Genomic DNA, 19,495 nt, shown 5'->3' with positions numbered 1-19,495 from the left:
CTATACTGAAATTTAAAATAAATGACGTTATTTTAACTAACTATGGAAGATTACCAGGCAGCATTCATACAGCGGCATATGGATACTGAAACCTTATGTAATGCTAAAAGAAAAATAGGTGCCATGCATTTTGGTGGTATCACCATTGAATGTTTACTTAAAATCAATGATTTTCGCTGCTTTGCCAAAAGGTGCAACTCAGGAATGGAAGACAGAGTTTAATAATCCCGGACATACCATCACTAATCCAGGACATAGCTATATTGAGGCACTAAAACGGCACAATCGCCTCCAATCCAGAATCCAAAAGTTTCCGGAGGTGATGAAATGGCTCAATGAAGTTGAAAATCCAAGCCAACATTTCATAAATATGGGCTATTCTTGCAGTGAGCCTGATGATGCAAGTTATAAACGTTGGCTGGAAACATACCATAGGCTTAGAGGGTGGTTACAAAAGCAAGCCACTCAACTTTAGGGAGAATGAAAATGCAGGAGACTTGGCAAGGAACGCTCAAGCAGCGGATGACAAACGAGTACGTGCAAAATTCACGAGAGTGGGTTGACGTTAATTTTTCCACCTCGGGCTTGTTGAACTTAACCATTGTAAGCGATCGCTTTGCAGGTCTATCTATACCTGAACGCAAAGAGCAGGTCTTGAATTTCCTCAACCAAGCGCAAGTTCCTCATTTCTCTCCTGGTTTCCTCTCCCTCCATACACTTCAGGAAGCTGAATCTCTTAATCTCTCGTCCCCGCAGGTTGTTAAAGTTCCCTCGGTATATACTTGGCAAGATTTAGCTCTACAAGCAGCAAATCCTCAAAATCAATCTCAAACTTCATTGCGCGAACCGCGTATGCCGAGAACAGTAACATTTTATTCTTTTAAAGGGGGAGTCGGTCGAACTACCGCATTAGCCCACGTTGCTTGGATTCTTGCGGCATGGGTTTTTGGAAAACTTGGTTTAGTACATCAGATACAACCGCAACAGCAAAAACAAGCCCCTTTGAGGAGATAAGCACCGACACTACGGGTAACTCCGGTTCCAGCGGTGTTAGCGGATCTCCTTCCCAGGAGCCACGTATAGTATTTAGTACGGAGCGAGACATCGACCTGTATGAACTAGAGGAACTCTGTGATGCTGTCGGTTGGTCGCGTCGCCCCCTAAGAAAAGTCAAAAAAGCAATTGAGCACAGTTTTCTTGTTGCCTCTATGTGGCAAGTCAAAGGAAACAAAAGGAGGCTCATTGGTTTTGCCCGTGCTACCTCAGACCATGCGTTTAACGCTACGATTTGGGATGTGGTAGTTCATCCGGAATTTCAAGGCAAAGGATTCGGCAAAGCATTAATGAAGTACGTCCTCAAAAAATTGAGGAGTGAAGAAATTAGCAATGTTACTCTTTTTGCCGACCCTCATGTTGTAGATTTCTATCGGCATTTGGGTTTTATGTCAGATCCGGAAGGCATTAAAGGTATGTTTTGGTATCCTCACTAAATTTTTAAAAAAGAAGTAGCCAAATCCAGCAAACTTATCTATAATGATAAAGGTTAAGCAACAGCGACTCCAAGGTTACATGGAAAAGCTGTTATTTGCTAGGATGTCGGGATGTAGCGCAGCTTGGTAGCGCGCCTGCTTTGGGAGCAGGATGCCGCAGGTTCAAATCCTGTCATCCCGACTTATACAAAAATAACCATAAAACCCTAGTTCTTTTTCTCGAACTAGGGTTTTTTGTTTAATTCCTGAGAAATCAAAATTTGGATGTGCTGAACTTATTGCTTATTTGTGTAAATTGACCTACATTAGTTTACCTATTTTTGCGGAGTACAGCAATTTTACTGTTCTGCTATTTAATTGCGATTGGATAAACTCAATTGCAGCAAGACATACTTGAAAAGTTATAGATATTGTGTAAGCATTGAGACATTTTTACGCTTCTGCAATAGGAACGATTCACTATTTATCAGCGTCACCTATTTTTAGGAAAGTCCAATAAAATGACATTTGGCACCTTACCCAAGAGGTAATCTTTCGCCACTCTTGTTAACATACACGAATGCATCTACAGTCCAAGCGCAATTCCAGCAAAAAGCGCTATTGACATACAAAAAACAGCACGGTCAATTGGGAAAGTAGATACTATAACTAAAACTAGTAGTTAGGACTGTGTTAGTCTAACAGCTTATCAAACTTGATTGAGGCAACGTTTAGTGCGAGGAGAAGTTATGAAATCATTTGTTCGTTGGGGTACAACGGTCAGTTTAGTAGGAAGTACCCTGCTGGCAACAATTTTTGGCGGAAATGCTTCAGTGCTGGCATTGACAGAGCAGCAAATTAAAGAAAAATTAGATCAAGTGCCAGTGTTTTTGATTACTAACAACAAAGGTATACCCTTAACTCGTACTTTACCTACTAATGCTCAGAACGGGCAAAATGGGCAAAACACGCCAAAAACTGTGTCGGTTATTAACGTTTTTATGAACGGGCAAGAAGCTCAAACAATTGTCAACCAGTTGTCTGATGCAAAAAAGAAAGACCCGAAGTTGGCTGAGGTTGTAAAAGACCTGCAGGTGACACCAGTACCATTGGGTATGATTTATCAGAGACTCCAGGAAAGTGCTAATAAACCAGACCGCCCGCTATTTGTCTTTGAACCTGCAAAGCAAGAAGTTCAAGGGGCAATGACATTATTGCGCCAAACTGGTAAAGATGTGAAGGAAATTGCCAGCGTACCAGTTTTCATTGTGAGATCACCAGACAAAGGGTATGTATCAGTAAAACGCAAAACTGACAATAAGGAAGTTATCCCTCTGTTTTTAAGTAAAAAAGATGCACAGGCTTTATTACAGCAGGTGAAGACACAAGTTCCCAAAGCTGATATTCAAGTCGTGGATATAGACAACGTCATTAAAACTCTACGCGAGAAAAATGATGCATGGCTTAATCAAGTTGCCATAGTGCCCTCTACAGAAACTATGCAGTATGTTGTTAGCAAGCGAGGTAATGCTAAGCCTGCTGCAGCACCTGCACCGAAAAAATAACAACGGGTTTTGTCATAGGTTAAGGGATGGCGGACAGACACTCAGTCGTCACTGGTTTACAACTTTGGCAGTGGCGTAATGCGGCGATGATAGCTGCTAACGCCAGTCATGTCCCGGCTGCTGAAGTAGATTGGTTGCTACAAGAGATAGCCGGATTAGATCGCTTGTCACTGCTTTTGGAATCCTTCAAAGATAAACCACAAATTCAACTGGAGTTACCACTGGAAGATTTAGACAAACTGTGGCAAAAGCGATTAAAGGAACGCCTGCCAGTGCAGTACATTGCTAAAGTAACTCCTTGGAGAAAGTTTAAACTAGCAGTGTCAAAGGCGGTTTTAATTCCAAGACCAGAAACAGAATACTTAATAGATTTGGCTGTGATGGCTGCTGCCTCCCTATTACCCTCACAACAAGCACATTGGGCTGATTTGGGGACTGGTAGTGGCGCTATCGCACTAGGACTGGCAGATGCATTTACAACCGCTACAATTCATGCTGTTGATTCCAGTTACGATGCGCTAGAAGTTGCAATGGCAAATGCTCGAAGCATGGGTTTTGAAGACCGGATTCGGTTTTATCAAGGTTCTTGGTGGAGTCCCTTGGAATCTCTTAAGGGTCAGTTTAGTGGAATGGTATCAAATCCACCCTATATACCTACAAGTATTATACCGACTCTGCAAAGAGAAGTTGTTGACCACGAACCACATCTAGCTTTAGATGGTGGCGCTGACGGCTTAGACTGCATCCGCCATTTAGTAGAAGTTTCCCCTACCTATTTGCAACCGGGTGGAGTGTGGCTAATTGAGATGATGGCAGGGCAAGCAGATACAGTACGAGATATGTTGCAAACTCACGGTAGCTATTGCAACATCCAAATTCACGCCGATCTGGCTGGTATTCACAGATTTGCCCTTGCCTACATAAAATAATTAATAGTTCGTAGTTGCGATTCTGACTGCGAATTATTAATTAGCTTCACTCTTACCCCCTGAATTCATGTTTGTTTTTCTAGATGCCCTGATAGCTGGCGCACGTGCCGGAAAATTAGTTAGCTTTCCTACAGATACAGTTCCTGCGTTGGCCTCGTTACCAGAAAAAGGGACATCGATCTACACAGCAAAGCAACGCAGTCGGGACAAACCTTTGATATTGATGGCATCTAGCGCGGACGAAGTTTGGTCTTTTGTCCAAGGCAGCAAGGAAGAGTATAAAATTTGGCATGAAATAGCAACGAAGTACTGGCCGGGAGCCCTCACTTTGGTCTTACCAGCTTCATCACAAGTACCAAAAGAGATGATCCCCACTGATGATGAAAATTTAAACCAACAAGCACAGCAATCTGATATCCCTTTGACAGTTGGAATACGAGTACCCAAGAGTGCGATCGCACGCAAGATTTTAGCACAAACAGGGCCACTAGCCACCACAAGTGCCAATTTATCAGGTCAGCCTCCCTTACTCACGCTCGCGGAAATTGAAGCACAGTTTCCCGATGTTCTAAATCTGGCAGAAACAGAATATGATAGCGAAGTACAGGGTACGGGTCTACCTTCTACTGTTGCCAAATGGACTGGGAAAAATTGGCAGATTTTGCGACAAGGTGCTATAAAGTTAGAAATTTAAAGTCAAAATGAGCGGGTGCCTCTTGCAGCTAGAAAACTCACGACTGGAGAATTCTTTTCAACTCAAACTTGGGAACTCCGGAACTTTATTTTGTACCTTTAAGGTCAATTAATAAGTTTAAAATTGCAGATTTATGAATTGGAGCAACTGGGTATATCTAGGAGCAGGGTTAGCACTGGGGATCGGTATTCGCGGTTTACTGCCAGGGCGGAAAGTACCATCTAGCTCCTCTGTTGTGTCACCCGTAGATGGGCAAAATCAGGCGGCGCTTCTACAAGAAATGAAGCAAACGCAGTGGGCGTACCATATGGCGCTGGAAACTAGCCAGTTTAAGGCAGGGTTTCTGGCGCGAACAACCCATGTGCTGCGATCGCCCCTTAATGGTTTAATAGGGCTACACCAGTTAATATTATCCAATTTATGTGAAAATCCAGAAGAAGAGCGAGAATTTATCTCCCAAGCTCATGAGCGAGCATTGAAGCTTTTAAAACTAATAGATGAAATTCTCAATATTGCCAGGGCAGAATACGGTACTAACAAATTAAACATCCAGCCCATATCAATAGCTGATATTTTACAGCACGTTCATGACGTCACGTATATGCTGGCGGAAAATCGCAATTATCCTTTTCAAGTATTACCACCAGATCCAGAAATTTATGTTTTGGCAGACCCCTATTGGCTGCGTTATGTGTTGGTCAGCTTGGTAGACACTTGTATCCATCAGATGGAGGAAGGTAGTATCCGTATTTCTGTTGGGGCTTCTCCCAAACAGAATAACCTTTATATTTGGCTGGATGTTCCGACTCATGCTGTTCCGCTTAAAGAGAACATAGATTTAGTTGCTACTGAAGAAAAATTTTCTGAGGCTCTTGGGGTAAAAGCTTCTTTATCACCAGGAATGAAGTTACTACTCAATCAAACTTTACTAGAAGCGATGGCGGGAAAATTAGAAATCATTTCTTCTCCCGCACATCAAGAACAATCAGATACGTATACAAGGATACAAATTTCTACCCCCCGAGTGATTCCTGAAGATGAATTTCAGATGCAGGCAGCGAAGCAAAATTAGAACTGTTGTACAGTACCATTGTCGTCGTAGAATTTGATTGGAAACCAATCTTTTCATAGAACCGTTGTTTGTGAGTAGTCATTACATAGACACGCTCAACGCGGTTCATTCGAGGATGGCTCAAAATGGTTTCCACCAACTTACTGCCGAGTCCAATACCCTGGTATTCTGGGTGCATGACAACATCCCAAATAGTAGCGCGGTAAATACCATCAGAAGTAGCTCTGGAAAAGCCAACAAGCTGTTCTCCATCCCAAACAGTAATGACGGGGTCACTATTTTCAATGGCTATGCCCAAATCCTCAATACTGCGTCCTTGTGCCCAGAAAGCCGAAATGTTTAGGAGCTGCTGGAGTTGGAAAAGGTCAACTTCAGACTTGCGATCGCTAAATCGAATCTGAGTGGGTTTCATGAATTTTACTGAAGAGACGTGTATATTCACTAACTCAACCCATTATAGGACAATATGGTTCAGACCGATTTTGTTGGGTAGAGTTCCTCAAACGCCACTTGCTTCAATGGGGGGAACCCCCACAACGCAGTGGCTCCCCAACCTAGATTGGATCGTAGGGATAGCGACAAAATTGTATCAGAGTCAAAGGGAAGAGAGACTGCATATGGTGGAGGCTTAAACCCCTGGATTTTATTTAGAACGAAGCAGATAACAGGTTTTTCCTCCCTGTTAAGAGTTTCCCTGCTGTTAATATTCAAAAAATTTACAATTTTATTTTAACCACAAACCCATTTCCAAAGAGGATGGCTTGGTCCTTGCTGGCGAATCCGGAAAACCTGTTGTTCGAGGCGTTGTTTTTCCGCATCCGGTACTCCAAACAAGATATTCCGACTTTGCCAAATCAAGACAGCAAGGAGCATACCAACACAAAAAGAGAGACCAAGGGTAGACAATGGATGATAGTAAAGCCCATATCGTACAGCCACCCAAGTAAAGTACTGCCGCCACAGCACAATTTCTTCACGCAAATTCCACAAACAAATAGGGGCAAGAGTCAACCATAAAAAGCTAACAAACAACCATCGAGCACCTACCTGAAGCTGGTGTAGTCTTTGCACTTGTTGAGCAAAATGGGGGTCGGTGTTATCAATTTCCCAGTCGGGCTTTGATGGTTGCTTATCCATAGGAGAGTTAGTGGTTAATTGTTAGTTGTTAGTGGCTTAAAAGTACTTTTTAACAACTGATAAATATAACTCATTATTGACCTCAGAATGTTGACAACTAACAAATCACTAACTATCAGCTGAAGCATCTACAGAATCGGCATGTTTGGGTACTACTGATTCTCCATTCCGTTCTCGCCACAGACACAGGAGAGTACTGGCAATAAAAATACTTGAGTAAGCCCCTGCTGTGAAACCAATGATTAATGCTAAAGCGAAATTTCTGAGTGTTTCTCCCCCAAATAGAAAGATAGCAAGCAATGTCAGCAGTACGGTCAGTGTTGTGTTAATTGACCGTGCCAGAGTTTGATTGACTGCATCATCTACAATTTGGGCAAAAGAACGGTTGGGATTTGTTTTCAGGGTTTCGCGAATGCGATCGTAAATAACCACAGTATCGTTGACCGAAAAACCCGTAATTGTTAGTAGGGCAACAATGAAAAGACTATCCGCTTCCGTACCTGCAACCAAGCCCAAAATCGAGAAAATCCCGATTGTAATTAACACATCATGAAAGAGAGCAACGATGGCAAATAAGGCATAATCCCATTGGAAGCGGACAGCCATATAGACAACGATACCTACAAAGGACACTACCAGAGCGATAATACCGGATCTGAACAGTTCTTGCCCAATGGCAGGACCTACCGTGTCAATTTGATTTTTCTGCGGGTCAAAAGCACCAATTTTCTCACTGATAGCGTTTTGCAACTGAGTGCGCTGTTCGGGAGTTAGGGCCTTTGTCCGAATCAAGACACCATTCTCTTTGCGCGTGTCCTTGTCGGCGATCGCTTGGATACTGCTATCACCCAACCCTTGGGCTTTTGCAACGTCTCGAACCACATTGATATCAATTGGCCGATCGCAGTTACCCGGTTGAGAACAATCCCGTTCAAACTGCAAGCGCGTACCACCCACAAAATCCAGACTCGGACGCAGGGGGGAACCAATTTGCTGCCAAGAAATCACCATTGAGATGATTCCGGCAAGAATAACGAGGGAAGAAACGAGCCACCAAATCCCTCTTGATTTGTTGATACTGAGTTTCATTGTTGAGCCACCTCTGCCTTATTTGTCACTGGCAGGTTCGGACAAAAAAGTTCCGGTTTCCGCAGCGAGGGGATAGAAATTGCCAAAAACATGAACGTGCGACTGCAGGTGATTGCCGTGAACAGACTTACAGCCACTCCCAACGCTAAGGTGAGGGCAAAGCCTTTGACCAAGCCAGAACCCAGCCAGAACAGTGCAGCACAGGCAATCCATGTTGTGACGTTGCTATCTAAAATACTGGAGAATGCGCGATAAAAACCGGATTCTACAGAACGATACAAAGATTTACCAGCTCGCAATTCTTCTCGAGTCCGCTCAAAAATCAGGACGTTAGCATCAACTGCCATACCGATACTGAGGATGAAGCCGGCAATACCTGGTAATGTGAGTGTAACTCCTAACAGAGCAAAAGAAGCCCAACTAAGGAGAGAGTATATCAATAGTGATATATCAGCAATAGCTCCTGGTAGCCTATAATACACCACCATAAATATTAATACTAAGCTTAAACCACCGATTCCCGCGTAAATACTGCTTTGTATACTATCTTTCCCCAAGGTTGCCCCAACTGTCCGGATTTCACCGATTTGTACTGGTACTGGTAATGCGCCTCCACGAAGTTGTACACCCAAATCATTGGCTTGTTGCGGCGTAAAACGACCTGTAATCACGGCTGCGCCACCAGTAATACCAGCTGTAGCAAATTCCGGTCCTACGGTGGGAGCACTAATGAGTTCGTTATCTAAGAAAATACCTATACTCCGTCCGGTACCTGCTAGTTTTTTTGTCAGTTCGGCAAACAATAGACCGCCCTTATCATCGAAGCGAATGGCAACATTCCAGTCATTTCCCTGAGTTGGTTCGCCGTAGGCGTCCTTAAGGTATTTACCAGTTAAAGGTGGATTTGTGCTTTCAAATAATTCCGCAATGGCACTGGCATTATTTTTTAAATCCGCTTGGTTTTTCTCAATTGCAGCTTTATCTGGGCTCTTCCTAAGTTCTTCCTGTTTTGCCTTCATTTGCAATCTTGAAGATTGAAGAGCAAACAATTGTGCTTCTGTATTGGGCTTTTGCGTGCGAAATTCTAACTCCGCTGTACCGCCCAGCACTCGTTCCGCTTGTTCTGGGTCATTAACTCCAGGCAGTTGCACTAATATTTTATCTGTACCTACAGTTTGGATGATTGGTTCGGAAACTCCCAAACCGTTGATCCGACCTTCAACAACACTTTTTACAGCTGCCAACTCTCTTTCAGTGATTTGCTGAATTTCTGGTGTTGTTTTCACCTCAATTGTCAGCTGGGAACCTCCGCGTAAATCCAGCCCCAAAGGCACGGGAATTGATGCTATCACCGCAATGGCGGCAATAACCAAAATAGATATCAACAGTAGTAGCGATCGCTGTCTTTGCATACTCTCAATTGCTGCGACAAAGGCTATGATAGCGCTGTTTCATAGGTAATAGGGATTCGGAATCCCGAATTTGGAATTGGGTAAAATTATACTGAGGATATGACACCCTTCCAAGAAACGAATTCCCCATCCCTAGTTCCTTTTCTTACACCTGTAGAGCCATCATTTTTTCCACTGCTTCAACGATTTGTTCTGGTTGGACGATTGTCAGTCTTTCCAAAGCACCGTTATAGGGTGTGGGAATATCCTGGGAAGAAAGCCGCAGTACAGGCGCATCTAATTCATCAAACAAACGTTCGTTAATTGAGGCGATAAGTTCTGCTGCAATGCCTCCTGTTCGCATGCACTCTTCCACAATAATCACGCGATGGGTTTTTCTTACAGACGCACCAATAGTATCAAAATCTAGCGGTTTGAGTGATATCAAATCAATGACTTCTGGGTCGTAGCCCTTTTTCTCTATGGTTTTTACTGCTTGAATAACATGATGGCGCATCCGCGAATAAGTCAAAATTGTAACATCTTTTCCGCGACGAACCACTTCTGCTTTATCCAACGGCAGCAAATATTCCTTTTCGGGCAAGTCTTCTTTCAAGTTGTATAGCAAGACGTGCTCAAAAAATAATACAGGATTATCATCACGAATTGCGGATTTTAAAAGACCTTTGGCATTGTATGGTGTAGAGCAAGCAACTATCTTTAAACCCGGAACTGCTTGAAAGTATGCCTCCAGACGCTGAGAGTGCTCTGCTCCTAACTGTCTTCCCACGCCGCCGGGACCGCGAATGACCATTGGGATTTTAAAGTTACCACCAGAAGTGTAGCGCAGCATTCCTGCATTATTGGATATTTGGTTGAAGGCGAGGAGCAAAACAAATGACAAATGACAAATGACAAATGACTAAAACCCTTGCATTAATGCAATACCAGTGCCTTGGAACATTATCCAAGAAAGAAAGAAGTTGCTTACAAATATAATTAATAAAGCAGTTACAACTGCTGTTGTGGTGGATTGTCCTACTCCTTTTGCTCCTCCCGTTGTCGTCAAACCCCAGTTACATCCAATAACGGCTATTAAAATCCCAAAGCAACAGGCTTTAATTATTGCACTGACAATGTCCCAGGTAGCAAGAAAATTACGGGCTGAGTCCAGAAAAACTGTATCTGAAAGTTTATATAGATTTGTTGCAACAAGCAATCCCCCGAGCATTCCCGTTAGCAAGGATAGAAGTGTGAGAATGGGCAGCATAATGCAGCAAGCAATTACCCGAGGGATGACAAGATAGTCAATCGGATCTGTTTTTAGCATCAAAAGAGCATCGATTTGTTCGGTGACTCGCATCGTCCCAATTTCTGCTGCAAATGCCGAACCAACTCGCCCCGCTAAAATCACGGCTGTTAATACGGGTGAGAGTTCTCTTGTCAACGCTACAGCTAGGACTCCACCAACAACATTGCCTGCACCAAAGGTAATGAACTCTCTTGCTACCTGAATGGTGAACACCGCACCTACAAAGATAGCTGTTAACAGGGCAATGAATAGGGAATCTGGTCCGACGGTTGCCATTTGCTCTAGAGTGTTCCGCTTATGGATTTTTCCCCTCAGTAAATGAACTGTAACTTGCCCACCTAAGAAAATGGCAGCCAGTAACCGTCGGCTCCATAGTTCTAAACTAAATTTGGATGTAGTCTCTCTCAATTTGATTAACTAATTAACTGACTAACTGCCGTCATAATAGCGAATTACGAGTCGTTAGTTGTTAGTCATTGGTCAAAAGTTATTGGTCAAAAGTCATTTGTCCTTGGTCATTGGTCTTTCTTCCTTATCTCCTCAGTCCCCGCAGTCCCCCGCATCCTATAGGTTTAAGTTAACTAAGTTTAAAGCTCGTTTCAGAAATTAAAATGGCTTTTTGTATCGCACTTACCCAAGCTGCAATCTGGAATTTGCAGTCAAAGTTAGACCCTGATTGGATTGCAGGAGTTTATTCTACTTTGGGATTGGAATACATATTTTAGAAAAATTGTGTATGTATTTTAATGTAAACTTAAGATTTTTGAACTCTTGCCTGAGTCAAGGCAATCGCGCTTATCGTAGATAATGACCAATAAATTACGTTCTTGACCTTTCGTTACGGAAAATTGCCTCAAATGTCTCTTTTCACCAACTTTCTCCGCTCCCTAGTTTTATCGATTATTTTCAGCTTTATTGCTCCGATGGTTCTGATCGGGGGTTTCTTGCTCCTTGTCTCTGCGATCGCTTATCTTCCCGGTTTGCAAGAAATCACTGATGCGATCGCTACCCCTATCATGGAATTTCTCACTATTTTCGGTAGCGGTACTCCTCTTGGCGGTCTCTTTGTGATTTGCTTAACTTTTAGTGTTGTTGGAGCACTGTTTGATATGTACGTCTATTACAGGTGCCAAATATTGCGGTAGGTATAATTATTCTATTCCCTTCTCATTTCTCAGTGAGAGCTTTACAAAAATCTATTTACAATAAAATCTTCTTATAACTGTTCGACCTATTTTATCAAACACAGGTGCGGCTCATCTTGTCTTGTCCAGATTTAGACTTTGTATACCCTTTGCCTCAAGCTTTCCAGGGTTAAGCTCGGTTTTTTTGACTTAACCTAAATCTACTGCTAAGGGCTTCATTTAGCGTTTTGTTACTCCTGAGTTAAATAATAACAAACAAAGTTACATACAATATAAGATAATTCTAAAAGTTTTATGAAAATTGTGAAGAACACAAAACCCCTTAGTTTTTCTTAATATGGAAAAGCAGGCATCGTGTACGCTTCGCATCTTATGTTAGATATGTTACGAGGTTTTTTAACTACTCATGGTTTGGCCTTTTAAGCCCAAGTTTCGCAAACAAATTGCTCGGATTGAAATTACTGGTGCAATTGCCAGTGCTACTCGCAAGCGGGTGTTAGAAGCACTCAAAACAGTAGAAGAAAAAAAGTTTCCAGCACTACTGCTACGTATTGACAGCCCTGGCGGTACGGTAGGAGATTCGCAAGAAATCTACAGTGCCTTGAAACGGTTGCGTGAAAAAGTGAAAATAGTAGCTAGTTTTGGCAATATTTCTGCTTCTGGTGGTGTTTACATCGGTATGGGAGCAGAACACATCATGGCTAATCCAGGAACAATTACAGGTAGCATTGGTGTAATTTTGCGTGGTAACAATTTGGAACGCTTATTGCAAAAAGTTGGTGTTTCCTTTAAAGTCATTAAATCTGGTCCCTACAAAGACATCTTGGCTTTTGACCGGGAACTGACAGAACCGGAACAAAACATTTTGCAAGAATTGATTGACACAAGTTACCAACAGTTCGTGCAAACTGTAGCTGATGCGCGTTCCCTAGCAGTGGAAAAAGTGAGAAGTTTTGCTGATGGTCGAATTTTTACCGGACAGCAAGCATTAGATCTGGGAATTGTAGACAGACTGGGCACAGAGGAAGATGCTCGTCGTTGGGCTTGTGAATTGGTTAATCTCGATCCCGAAAAAACTCCGGTATACACCCTAGAAGAACGGAAACCTCTGCTGAACCGTCTTTTACAAGGCAATCTTCAAGTTTCACCAGGACTGGGGGCTGGGCTGGATTGGGTCGAATTTGAAATGAAGACAAGTGGTCTACCTTTATGGTTATATAGACCTTAACTAAATAATCGTCATTTGTCCTTTCTCATTTGTCTGAGACAATGATTAATAACTAATGACTAATGAATGACTAATGACTAATTAAGGAGGAAGACGACGTGGAGTGGCGAATGCGGGCAATTCGCGGAGCAACGACCGTTCCTGAAAATACGGTGAAAGCAATGCGAGAGGCTGTAATGGAAATACTGGATGAACTCGAACAACGGAATCGACTGCATCCAACAGATATTATTAGCGTGACATTTTCTGTAACAAGCGATTTGAGTGCTACCTTTCCAGCTGCGATCGCACGAGAGCGTCCGTATTGGGATAATGTACCCATGCTAGATGTACAGCAGATGCACGTTGATGGTAGTTTAGAGCGCTGTATCCGGTTTTTGGTTCACGTCTACCTTCCTGCTTCGACACCAACACAGCATATCTATCTGCGTCACGCCAAAAATTTACGTCCTGACTGGAGTCTACCTCAGCCACTACAGCCATCGCGATGATGATAAGCACTCAGCACTCAGCACTCAGCACTCAGCTAATAGCTGATAGCTGATAGCTGATAGCTGATAGCTATTTAATTATGATGACCAAACCGAATTCCTAAAAAAATGTCATACACAAAATCAAAAAAGTCTTTCTTTTGAAGCAGCCCTGTTGACTGATAGCAACCTTTTGTATCTAAAAGAGGCTTCATAAGGTAGTAAGTGGGCTGGTAATTATACCAGGGAATGGAAGGCCACAAATGATGGATTAAGTGGTAATTTTGCCCCATAATGAGAACATTTAAAATTGGGTTGGGATAAACGCGAGCATTTTTCCAGCGATCGCGCTCAACAAAAGGACGATGGGGTAGATAATCAAAAAACAGACCCAGTGCTATACCAACAATGAAGGCTGGAATAAACCAGAAGTTGAGAATGTAGCCTAAAAAGTGATACTGAATGGAAATATAAAAGATTGAAACTACAATCAATCTACTGATAAACCATTCCAGTAATTCGTACTTCCGCCACAGTTGCCGCTTGAAGAAAAACACCTCGTGGTATAAGAACCGGACAGCAATCAACCACAACGGACCACCTGTAGAGACATAATGATCGGGGTCATCTTTAGGGTCATTGACATGGGCGTGATGCTGCAAGTGTACCCGTGTAAAAACAGGAAAGGCAAAAGCGAGCATCAGAGCACTACCATGTCCCAACATAGCGTTAATGATGCGGTTGCGATGGGCAGACTGGTGACAAGCATCATGAATCACTGTACCTGCCATGTGTAAAGCAAGAGTGTTTGCAGTAAAGCACACCCAGTGCTGCCATTCCCAAACCCAATAACCAAAATTAGATAATACCAGGATTGTCACCGCAGCCAGAAACATCAGCAGCGTCGGATTGAAATCACCCGGAGGCGCTAAAAATTCCTTTGGGGGGACTGTCAGTGGCTTCGTTGCCTCCGACGTCAGCATCGTAAACTCCTTATTTAGTCAATCGATTATATAGATAATGCCACTTTTCTCCAAGCAAAAGTGAAGTTTTGCGAGACAAAATTGCAGAACATAAAGTTTTGTATAGCAATATTTATTGTGATTTTGATATATAAGCTACAGAATAACGATATGATTTCAGACAAGGCTTTCAGCTTCTAACTAACTCCAGACAACGCTATCCCTGCTTTCGCATCCGCGATTGACTCAGCAGCGACAGACAAAAGATGCTTCCTCATCTAGGATGATTGCCTGAGTAGCTCCCTAAGTTCAGCTTTTATGCAACTAAAAGATTCCCTACGCCGAACAAAAATTGTCGCCACAATTGGTCCCGCAACCAGCAGCCCAGAAATGCTCAAAGCCATTATTGAAGCTGGTGCAACAACGCTGCGGCTTAACTTCTCCCATGGGAGCCATGCCGACCATCAGCGCAACATCCGCCTAATTCGGCAAACTGCTTTTGAACTCAATAAACCAGTAGCAATCCTGCAAGATTTGCAAGGCCCAAAGATTCGTTTGGGAAAATTTGAAAACGGATCTATAGTTTTAGCAAAAGGCGATCCCTTCACCTTGACCAATCGCCCAGTTGTTGGCATGCAGGACATCAGCTGCGTGACCTACGATTATTTAGCAGAAGAAGTACCCGCAGGTTCAAAAATCCTCCTTGATGACGGGCGGGTAGAAATGCTTGTCGAGAAAGTGAATCGAGATAAAGGTGATTTGCATTGCCGAGTCACCGTAGGCGGGACACTTTCAAATAATAAAGGTGTGAACTTTCCCGGAGTCTACCTGTCGATTAAGGCAATGACCGAAAAAGACCGGGAAGACTTGATGTTCGGTCTCGACCAGGGTGTGGACTGGGTAGCACTTTCCTTTGTCCGCAATCCCCAAGATATGATTGAGATTAAAGAGCTTATTTCCACCACCGGTAAGCAAGTCCCAGTCATTGCCAAAATTGAAAAGCACGAAGCCATCGAACAAATGGAAGCAGTTCTGGCGTTGTGTGATGGAGTGATGGTAGCAAGAGGAGACTTGGGCGTAGAACTACCAGCCGAAGATGTACCAATCCTCCAAAAGCGACTGATTGCTACTGCCAATCGTCTGGGTATTCCCATCATCACTGCTACCCAAATGTTGGACAGCATGGTAAGTAACCCCCGTCCGACTCGCGCTGAAGTTTCAGACGTAGCAAATGCGATTTTAGATGGTACAGATGCGGTTATGCTCTCAAATGAAACCGCAGTTGGGAAGTTTCCAGTGGAAGCTGTTGCTACGATGGCACGAATTGCCGAACGTATTGAACAAGAGGAGGCGCAAAACAACAATACCCGCCAAACCAGAGATCCCAAGCGTTCCATTCCCAATGCCATTAGCCAAGCTGTCGGTCAAATCGCCGAACAATTGGGCGCAGCAGCAATTATGACCTTGACACAGACAGGAGCAACAGCGCGAAATGTGTCAAAATTCCGTCCCCAGACACCTATCCTAGCCGTTACACCTCACGTAAATGTGGCACGCCAGTTACAGCTTGTTTGGGGAGTCAATCCTTTGTTGATGTTGGAACTCCCTTCCACCGGTCAGACATTCCAAGCAGCTATGAACGTTGCTCAAGAACGGGGACTATTGTCTGAGGGAGATTTGGTAGTTATGAGCGCTGGAACTCTCCAAGGCGTTTCTGGCTCAACTGATTTGATCAAAGTTGAAGTTGTGACAGCGGTTCTCGGTCAGGGAATTGGACTGGGTCAAGGTTCTGTCAGTGGTCGCGCACGAGTTGCCCACACTCCCACCGATGTTAGTAATTTCAATCACGGAGATATCTTGGTTGCTTCCACCACAAGTGCTGATTATGTGGAGGCAATACGTAAGGCTGCCGGAATTATTACTGAAGATGAAAGTCTCGCCAGTCATGCAGCGGTGATTGGTTTGCGCCTCGGTGTTCCCGTTATTGTCGGTGTAAAACAAGCAACGCAAGTTATTCGGGATGGCGCGATTTTGACAATGGATTTACAACGCGGCTTAGTTTATTCTGGGGCGCTAGGAACGCCTTAGATTTTGCAGTTGCCTGCAGTGCAGTTCTTGTGGGATGAGTCTCTTTTCTGTTTTGAAGTAAGGATGGCGAGACTTCCATGCCACAAGAAAAATTTCTTGTTTGCGCGGATGGGTGGCTGTTTAAAATTAAGTTACTGGAAAAAGTGCCTCAAGTCCTTGGTGTATAAGGGTTCCAAGCTCATTCTAACAATAAACCATCCGCGCTCCTTACCTGGTAAGGATTTCAGCCATTTTCTCTTGCTACTACTACGCTGAATCGTGATATGATAATGCCATCCGCGCTACTGTACCTTGAAAACTACATAGGCTCAACATCTCCAGTGGCAGCCGTGGCAACTTATACTAATCCCTATCAGGGATTGAAACAATACTTAATAATCGCTGGCGGGGACAGGGCGACGGGTGGCAACTTATACTAATCCCTATCAGGGATTGAAACAGCGGAACTCTCACCGCAGGTAGAGAGAGGAAAGTGGCAACTTATACTAATCCCTATCAGGGATTGAAACCAGAAATAAACAATAACTGAGCATAAGTGAGGATTTCGTGGTGGCAACTTATACTAATCCCTATCAGGGATTGAAACCCCTAGCATTCTTAAATAAGTGATATCGAAAATTAAGGTGGCAACTTATACTAATCCCTATCAGGGATTGAAACTTAATTTGACGCGAAGATTCAGCTTCGGCTAGCTTGTGGCAACTTATACTAATCCCTATCAGGGATTGAAACGAATGGTACGCGACCCTCGACCCCGCTAACGTTGCTCGTGGCAACTTATACTAATCCCTATCAGGGATTGAAACCTTAAGTGCTTTGATATTGCGACTGAAATCAACGTGGCAACTTATACTAATCCCTATCAGGGATTGAAACATCATCAAAGCCAAAATCATGGTCGTTTCCAACAACGTGGCAACTTATACTAATCCCTATCAGGGATTGAAACATCATACAATTCACTCTCAAATCCATAAGTACCAAAAGGTGGCAACTTATACTAATCCCTATCAGGGATTGAAACGGGCGAAATCAAAAACTTTCCATGCGTCAGGGTAGTGGCAACTTATACTAATCCCTATCAGGGATTGAAACTTGTAGGTCGCAGATCCACTTACGATCGCGACCCCCGGTGGCAACTTATACTAATCCCTATCAGGGATTGAAACATTCACTCCAGATTCACTAAGAGATGAAGAACTAGGTGGCAACTTATACTAATCCCTATCAGGGATTGAAACGAATACGCTATCGCCTATCCTATTGGTAAGGGTACTGTGGCAACTTATACTAATCCCTATCAGGGATTGAAACCTCGAGCAAGCGCTTGAGGTGGCGGAGGCGGAGGGGTGGCAACTTATACTAATCCCTATCAGGGATTGAAACACAATAAAATTTGAGAGATACCTGAGGTTATGAACACGAGTGGCAACTTATACTAATCCCTATCAGGGATTGAAACTTAAAACATCTCCAGCAAACAGGAGACAAACCAACCAGGTGGCAACTTATACTAATCCCTATCAGGGATTGAAACTTTACTTGGACGGTTGCTGCAAGACGTAAGAGGTGGCAACTTATACTAATCCCTATCAGGGATTGAAACTTCTTGTACCAGAATTCACTTCAATAAAAGTCGGAAGTGGCAACTTATACTAATCCCTATCAGGGATTGAAACATTTGATTTGCGATAGCTTCTCTGCAAGCTTCTGCGAAGTGGCAACTTATACTAATCCCTATCAGGGATTGAAACAACACTGCCTACCAGCAGGAACTGATCTACAAAGCCCAGTGGCAACTTATACTAATCCCTATCAGGGATTGAAACACCACTTCTCCTTCTAATAGATGCCAGTTGTCACTGGTGGCAACTTATACTAATCCCTATCAGGGATTGAAACACTTAGCCCTTGAGATCGCAGTTGCGCTAGTTGCAAGTTATACAAACCTCTATTAGGATTGAAATACAAAATTAGTAAACCAATGGTTTACAACAAAGCAAAGCTGAAAGCCCCTAGCCTTTAGGCAGGGGATGAAAGCAAGCAGAATGCCTTTAGGCATCAGTGATACTGCAAGTACATATTGATTTTTTCCGGAATTAATAGGCGCACACATGAAGTTTATACTATACTCGACATAGTAAGATTTACAAAGGAGGTGAGGTTATCCATGTTGGTGTTCGAGGCAAAGTTAGAAGGAACAAACGAACAATATAGTTTGCTGGATGAAGCTATTCGTACAGCTAGGTTTATTCGTAACTCATGCCTAAAATACTGGATGGATAACCGTGGGGTAGGGAAGAACGAAATTAGTGCATACACTGCAATACTGGCACAACAGTTTGAGTTTGCAGGATCGTTAAACTCGATGGCACGTCAAGCTTCCGGCGAACGTGCATGGTCTGCAATTGCCCGGTTTTACGACAACTGTAAAAAGCGCATACCGGGTAAAAAAGGGTATCCACGCTTTAAAAAACATCAAACACATGGTTCTGTTGAATACAAAACCACGGGTTGGAAGTTATCTGAAGATAGAAGACACATCACATTTACTGATGGTTTTAAAGCCGGAACTTTTAAAATGTGGGGAACTCGTGACCTCCATTTCTATCAGTTAAAGCAGATTAAACGGGTACGTGTGGTTCGTCGCGCTGATGGTTATTATGCACAATTTTGTCTTGACCAAGACCGATTAGAGAAAAGAGAACCAACAGGCAAAACCCTTGGGATTGATGTCGGGTTGACCCACTTCTACACCGATTCAAATGGTGCAACTGTTGAAAACCCCCGTCACTTCCGTAAATCAGAAAAAGCACTTAAACGTCTTCAACGTCGTTTGTCAAGAACCAAAAAAGGTTCCAAAAACCGTGCTAAGGCAAAGATAAGCAAACAGCAGGCTTTACTCACTACGCAAGCAGGAAAGTGGTTGTAAACGGTGAAAGTG

The 19,495-nt window shown here is 43.3% G+C and carries 17 protein-coding genes, 1 tRNA gene, 2 pseudogenes and 1 CRISPR repeat array; of the genes and pseudogenes, 13 read left to right on the top strand and 7 right to left on the bottom strand.

Annotated features, from left to right (window positions below; all coding sequences use genetic code 11):
• Positions 1 to 166: 166 nt before the first annotated feature.
• The 8 genes from ACYRY3_RS12925 (at position 167) to ACYRY3_RS12890 (ending at position 5,729) form a co-directional block, all read left to right on the top strand.
• A complete protein-coding gene (locus ACYRY3_RS12925) occupies positions 167 to 475 on the top strand; it encodes a hypothetical protein (protein WP_460202064.1) in 309 nt (102 codons plus the stop codon).
• Between the two features lie 11 nt (positions 476 to 486).
• Positions 487 to 1,014 (top strand): ParA family protein, encoded by a 528-nt coding sequence (locus tag ACYRY3_RS12920; RefSeq protein WP_460202063.1) that lies wholly within the window; start codon positions 487 to 489, stop codon positions 1,012 to 1,014.
• Positions 939 to 1,490 (top strand): GNAT family N-acetyltransferase, encoded by a 552-nt coding sequence (locus tag ACYRY3_RS12915; protein WP_460202062.1) that lies wholly within the window; start codon positions 939 to 941, stop codon positions 1,488 to 1,490. Before ACYRY3_RS12920 ends, ACYRY3_RS12915 begins: the two co-directional genes overlap by 76 nt.
• Before the next feature lie 107 nt (positions 1,491 to 1,597).
• Positions 1,598 to 1,671, top strand: a tRNA-Pro gene (locus tag ACYRY3_RS12910).
• Positions 1,672 to 2,218: 547 nt separating this feature from the next.
• Positions 2,219 to 3,034 (top strand): Tic22 family protein, encoded by an 816-nt coding sequence (locus ACYRY3_RS12905; RefSeq protein ID WP_460202061.1) that lies wholly within the window; start codon positions 2,219 to 2,221, stop codon positions 3,032 to 3,034.
• Between the two features lie 26 nt (positions 3,035 to 3,060).
• Positions 3,061 to 3,963, top strand: coding sequence for a peptide chain release factor N(5)-glutamine methyltransferase (prmC, locus tag ACYRY3_RS12900; RefSeq protein WP_460202060.1), 903 nt, complete (start codon positions 3,061 to 3,063; stop codon positions 3,961 to 3,963).
• Between the two features lie 67 nt (positions 3,964 to 4,030).
• Positions 4,031 to 4,657 carry an L-threonylcarbamoyladenylate synthase gene (locus ACYRY3_RS12895; protein ID WP_460202059.1) on the top strand — a complete coding sequence of 209 codons (627 nt, stop codon included), beginning with the start codon at positions 4,031 to 4,033 and terminating at the stop codon, positions 4,655 to 4,657.
• 133 nt (positions 4,658 to 4,790) lie between these two features.
• Positions 4,791 to 5,729 carry a sensor histidine kinase gene (locus ACYRY3_RS12890; protein WP_460202058.1) on the top strand — a complete coding sequence of 313 codons (939 nt, stop codon included), beginning with the start codon at positions 4,791 to 4,793 and terminating at the stop codon, positions 5,727 to 5,729.
• Here ACYRY3_RS12890 and ACYRY3_RS12885 read toward each other — a convergent pair.
• The 6 genes and pseudogenes from ACYRY3_RS12885 to ACYRY3_RS12860 all read right to left on the bottom strand — a co-directional run bounded on the left by ACYRY3_RS12885 (position 5,671) and on the right by ACYRY3_RS12860 (position 11,066).
• Positions 5,671 to 6,141, bottom strand: a complete 471-nt coding sequence (locus ACYRY3_RS12885) for a GNAT family N-acetyltransferase (protein ID WP_460202057.1) — start codon at positions 6,139 to 6,141, stop codon at positions 5,671 to 5,673. The genes ACYRY3_RS12890 and ACYRY3_RS12885 overlap by 59 nt on opposite strands.
• Before the next feature lie 317 nt (positions 6,142 to 6,458).
• Positions 6,459 to 6,866, bottom strand: a complete 408-nt coding sequence (locus ACYRY3_RS12880) for a hypothetical protein (RefSeq protein WP_460202055.1) — start codon at positions 6,864 to 6,866, stop codon at positions 6,459 to 6,461.
• A 108-nt stretch (positions 6,867 to 6,974) separates the two neighbouring features.
• Complete coding sequence (secF, locus tag ACYRY3_RS12875; RefSeq protein WP_460202054.1) at positions 6,975 to 7,955, bottom strand: protein translocase subunit SecF; 981 nt, start codon at positions 7,953 to 7,955, stop codon at positions 6,975 to 6,977.
• Positions 7,952 to 9,367, bottom strand: a complete 1,416-nt coding sequence (secD, locus tag ACYRY3_RS12870; RefSeq protein WP_460202052.1) for a protein translocase subunit SecD — start codon at positions 9,365 to 9,367, stop codon at positions 7,952 to 7,954. Before secD ends, secF begins: the two co-directional genes overlap by 4 nt.
• Positions 9,368 to 9,512: 145 nt before the next feature.
• A pseudogene (locus tag ACYRY3_RS12865) lies at positions 9,513 to 10,238 on the bottom strand (transketolase C-terminal domain-containing protein); the annotation flags it as partial.
• A gap of 30 nt (positions 10,239 to 10,268) precedes the next feature.
• Positions 10,269 to 11,066 (bottom strand): MlaE family lipid ABC transporter permease subunit, encoded by a 798-nt coding sequence (locus ACYRY3_RS12860; protein WP_460202051.1) that lies wholly within the window; start codon positions 11,064 to 11,066, stop codon positions 10,269 to 10,271.
• Between the two features lie 449 nt (positions 11,067 to 11,515).
• Between ACYRY3_RS12860 and ACYRY3_RS12855 the strand changes: the two genes are divergently transcribed.
• The 3 genes from ACYRY3_RS12855 (at position 11,516) to aroH (ending at position 13,522) form a co-directional block, all read left to right on the top strand.
• The gene (locus ACYRY3_RS12855; protein WP_460202050.1) at positions 11,516 to 11,803 is read left to right on the top strand and encodes a hypothetical protein; all 288 of its coding nucleotides are present in this window, start codon (positions 11,516 to 11,518) and stop codon (positions 11,801 to 11,803) included.
• 406 nt (positions 11,804 to 12,209) lie between these two features.
• Positions 12,210 to 13,031 (top strand): signal peptide peptidase SppA, encoded by an 822-nt coding sequence (gene sppA / locus ACYRY3_RS12850; RefSeq protein WP_460202049.1) that lies wholly within the window; start codon positions 12,210 to 12,212, stop codon positions 13,029 to 13,031.
• Positions 13,032 to 13,141: 110 nt separating this feature from the next.
• Positions 13,142 to 13,522: a chorismate mutase gene (gene aroH / locus ACYRY3_RS12845; protein ID WP_460202111.1), complete on the top strand. Its 381-nt coding sequence runs from the start codon at positions 13,142 to 13,144 to the stop codon at positions 13,520 to 13,522.
• Positions 13,523 to 13,596: 74 nt separating this feature from the next.
• Here the strand turns inward: aroH and crtR are convergent, their stop codons facing one another.
• A complete protein-coding gene (gene crtR, locus ACYRY3_RS12840; RefSeq protein WP_460202048.1) occupies positions 13,597 to 14,484 on the bottom strand; it encodes a beta-carotene hydroxylase in 888 nt (295 codons plus the stop codon).
• 297 nt (positions 14,485 to 14,781) lie between these two features.
• On the opposite strand from crtR, the gene pyk reads away from it, so the two are divergent.
• Positions 14,782 to 16,551, top strand: a complete 1,770-nt coding sequence (gene pyk, locus ACYRY3_RS12835) for a pyruvate kinase (protein ID WP_460202047.1) — start codon at positions 14,782 to 14,784, stop codon at positions 16,549 to 16,551.
• Positions 16,552 to 16,880: 329 nt separating this feature from the next.
• A CRISPR array of direct repeats spans positions 16,881 to 18,453; the repeat unit is 37 nt; unit sequence GTGGCAACTTATACTAATCCCTATCAGGGATTGAAAC.
• A 268-nt stretch (positions 18,454 to 18,721) separates the two neighbouring features.
• Positions 18,722 to 19,426, top strand: a pseudogene (locus tag ACYRY3_RS12830) (RNA-guided endonuclease InsQ/TnpB family protein); the annotation flags it as partial.
• Positions 19,427 to 19,495: the final 69 nt, after the last annotated feature.

It is taken from the genome of Scytonema sp. NUACC21 (genome assembly GCF_054684315.1).
This window is presented reverse-complemented; position numbering and strand designations above follow the sequence as displayed.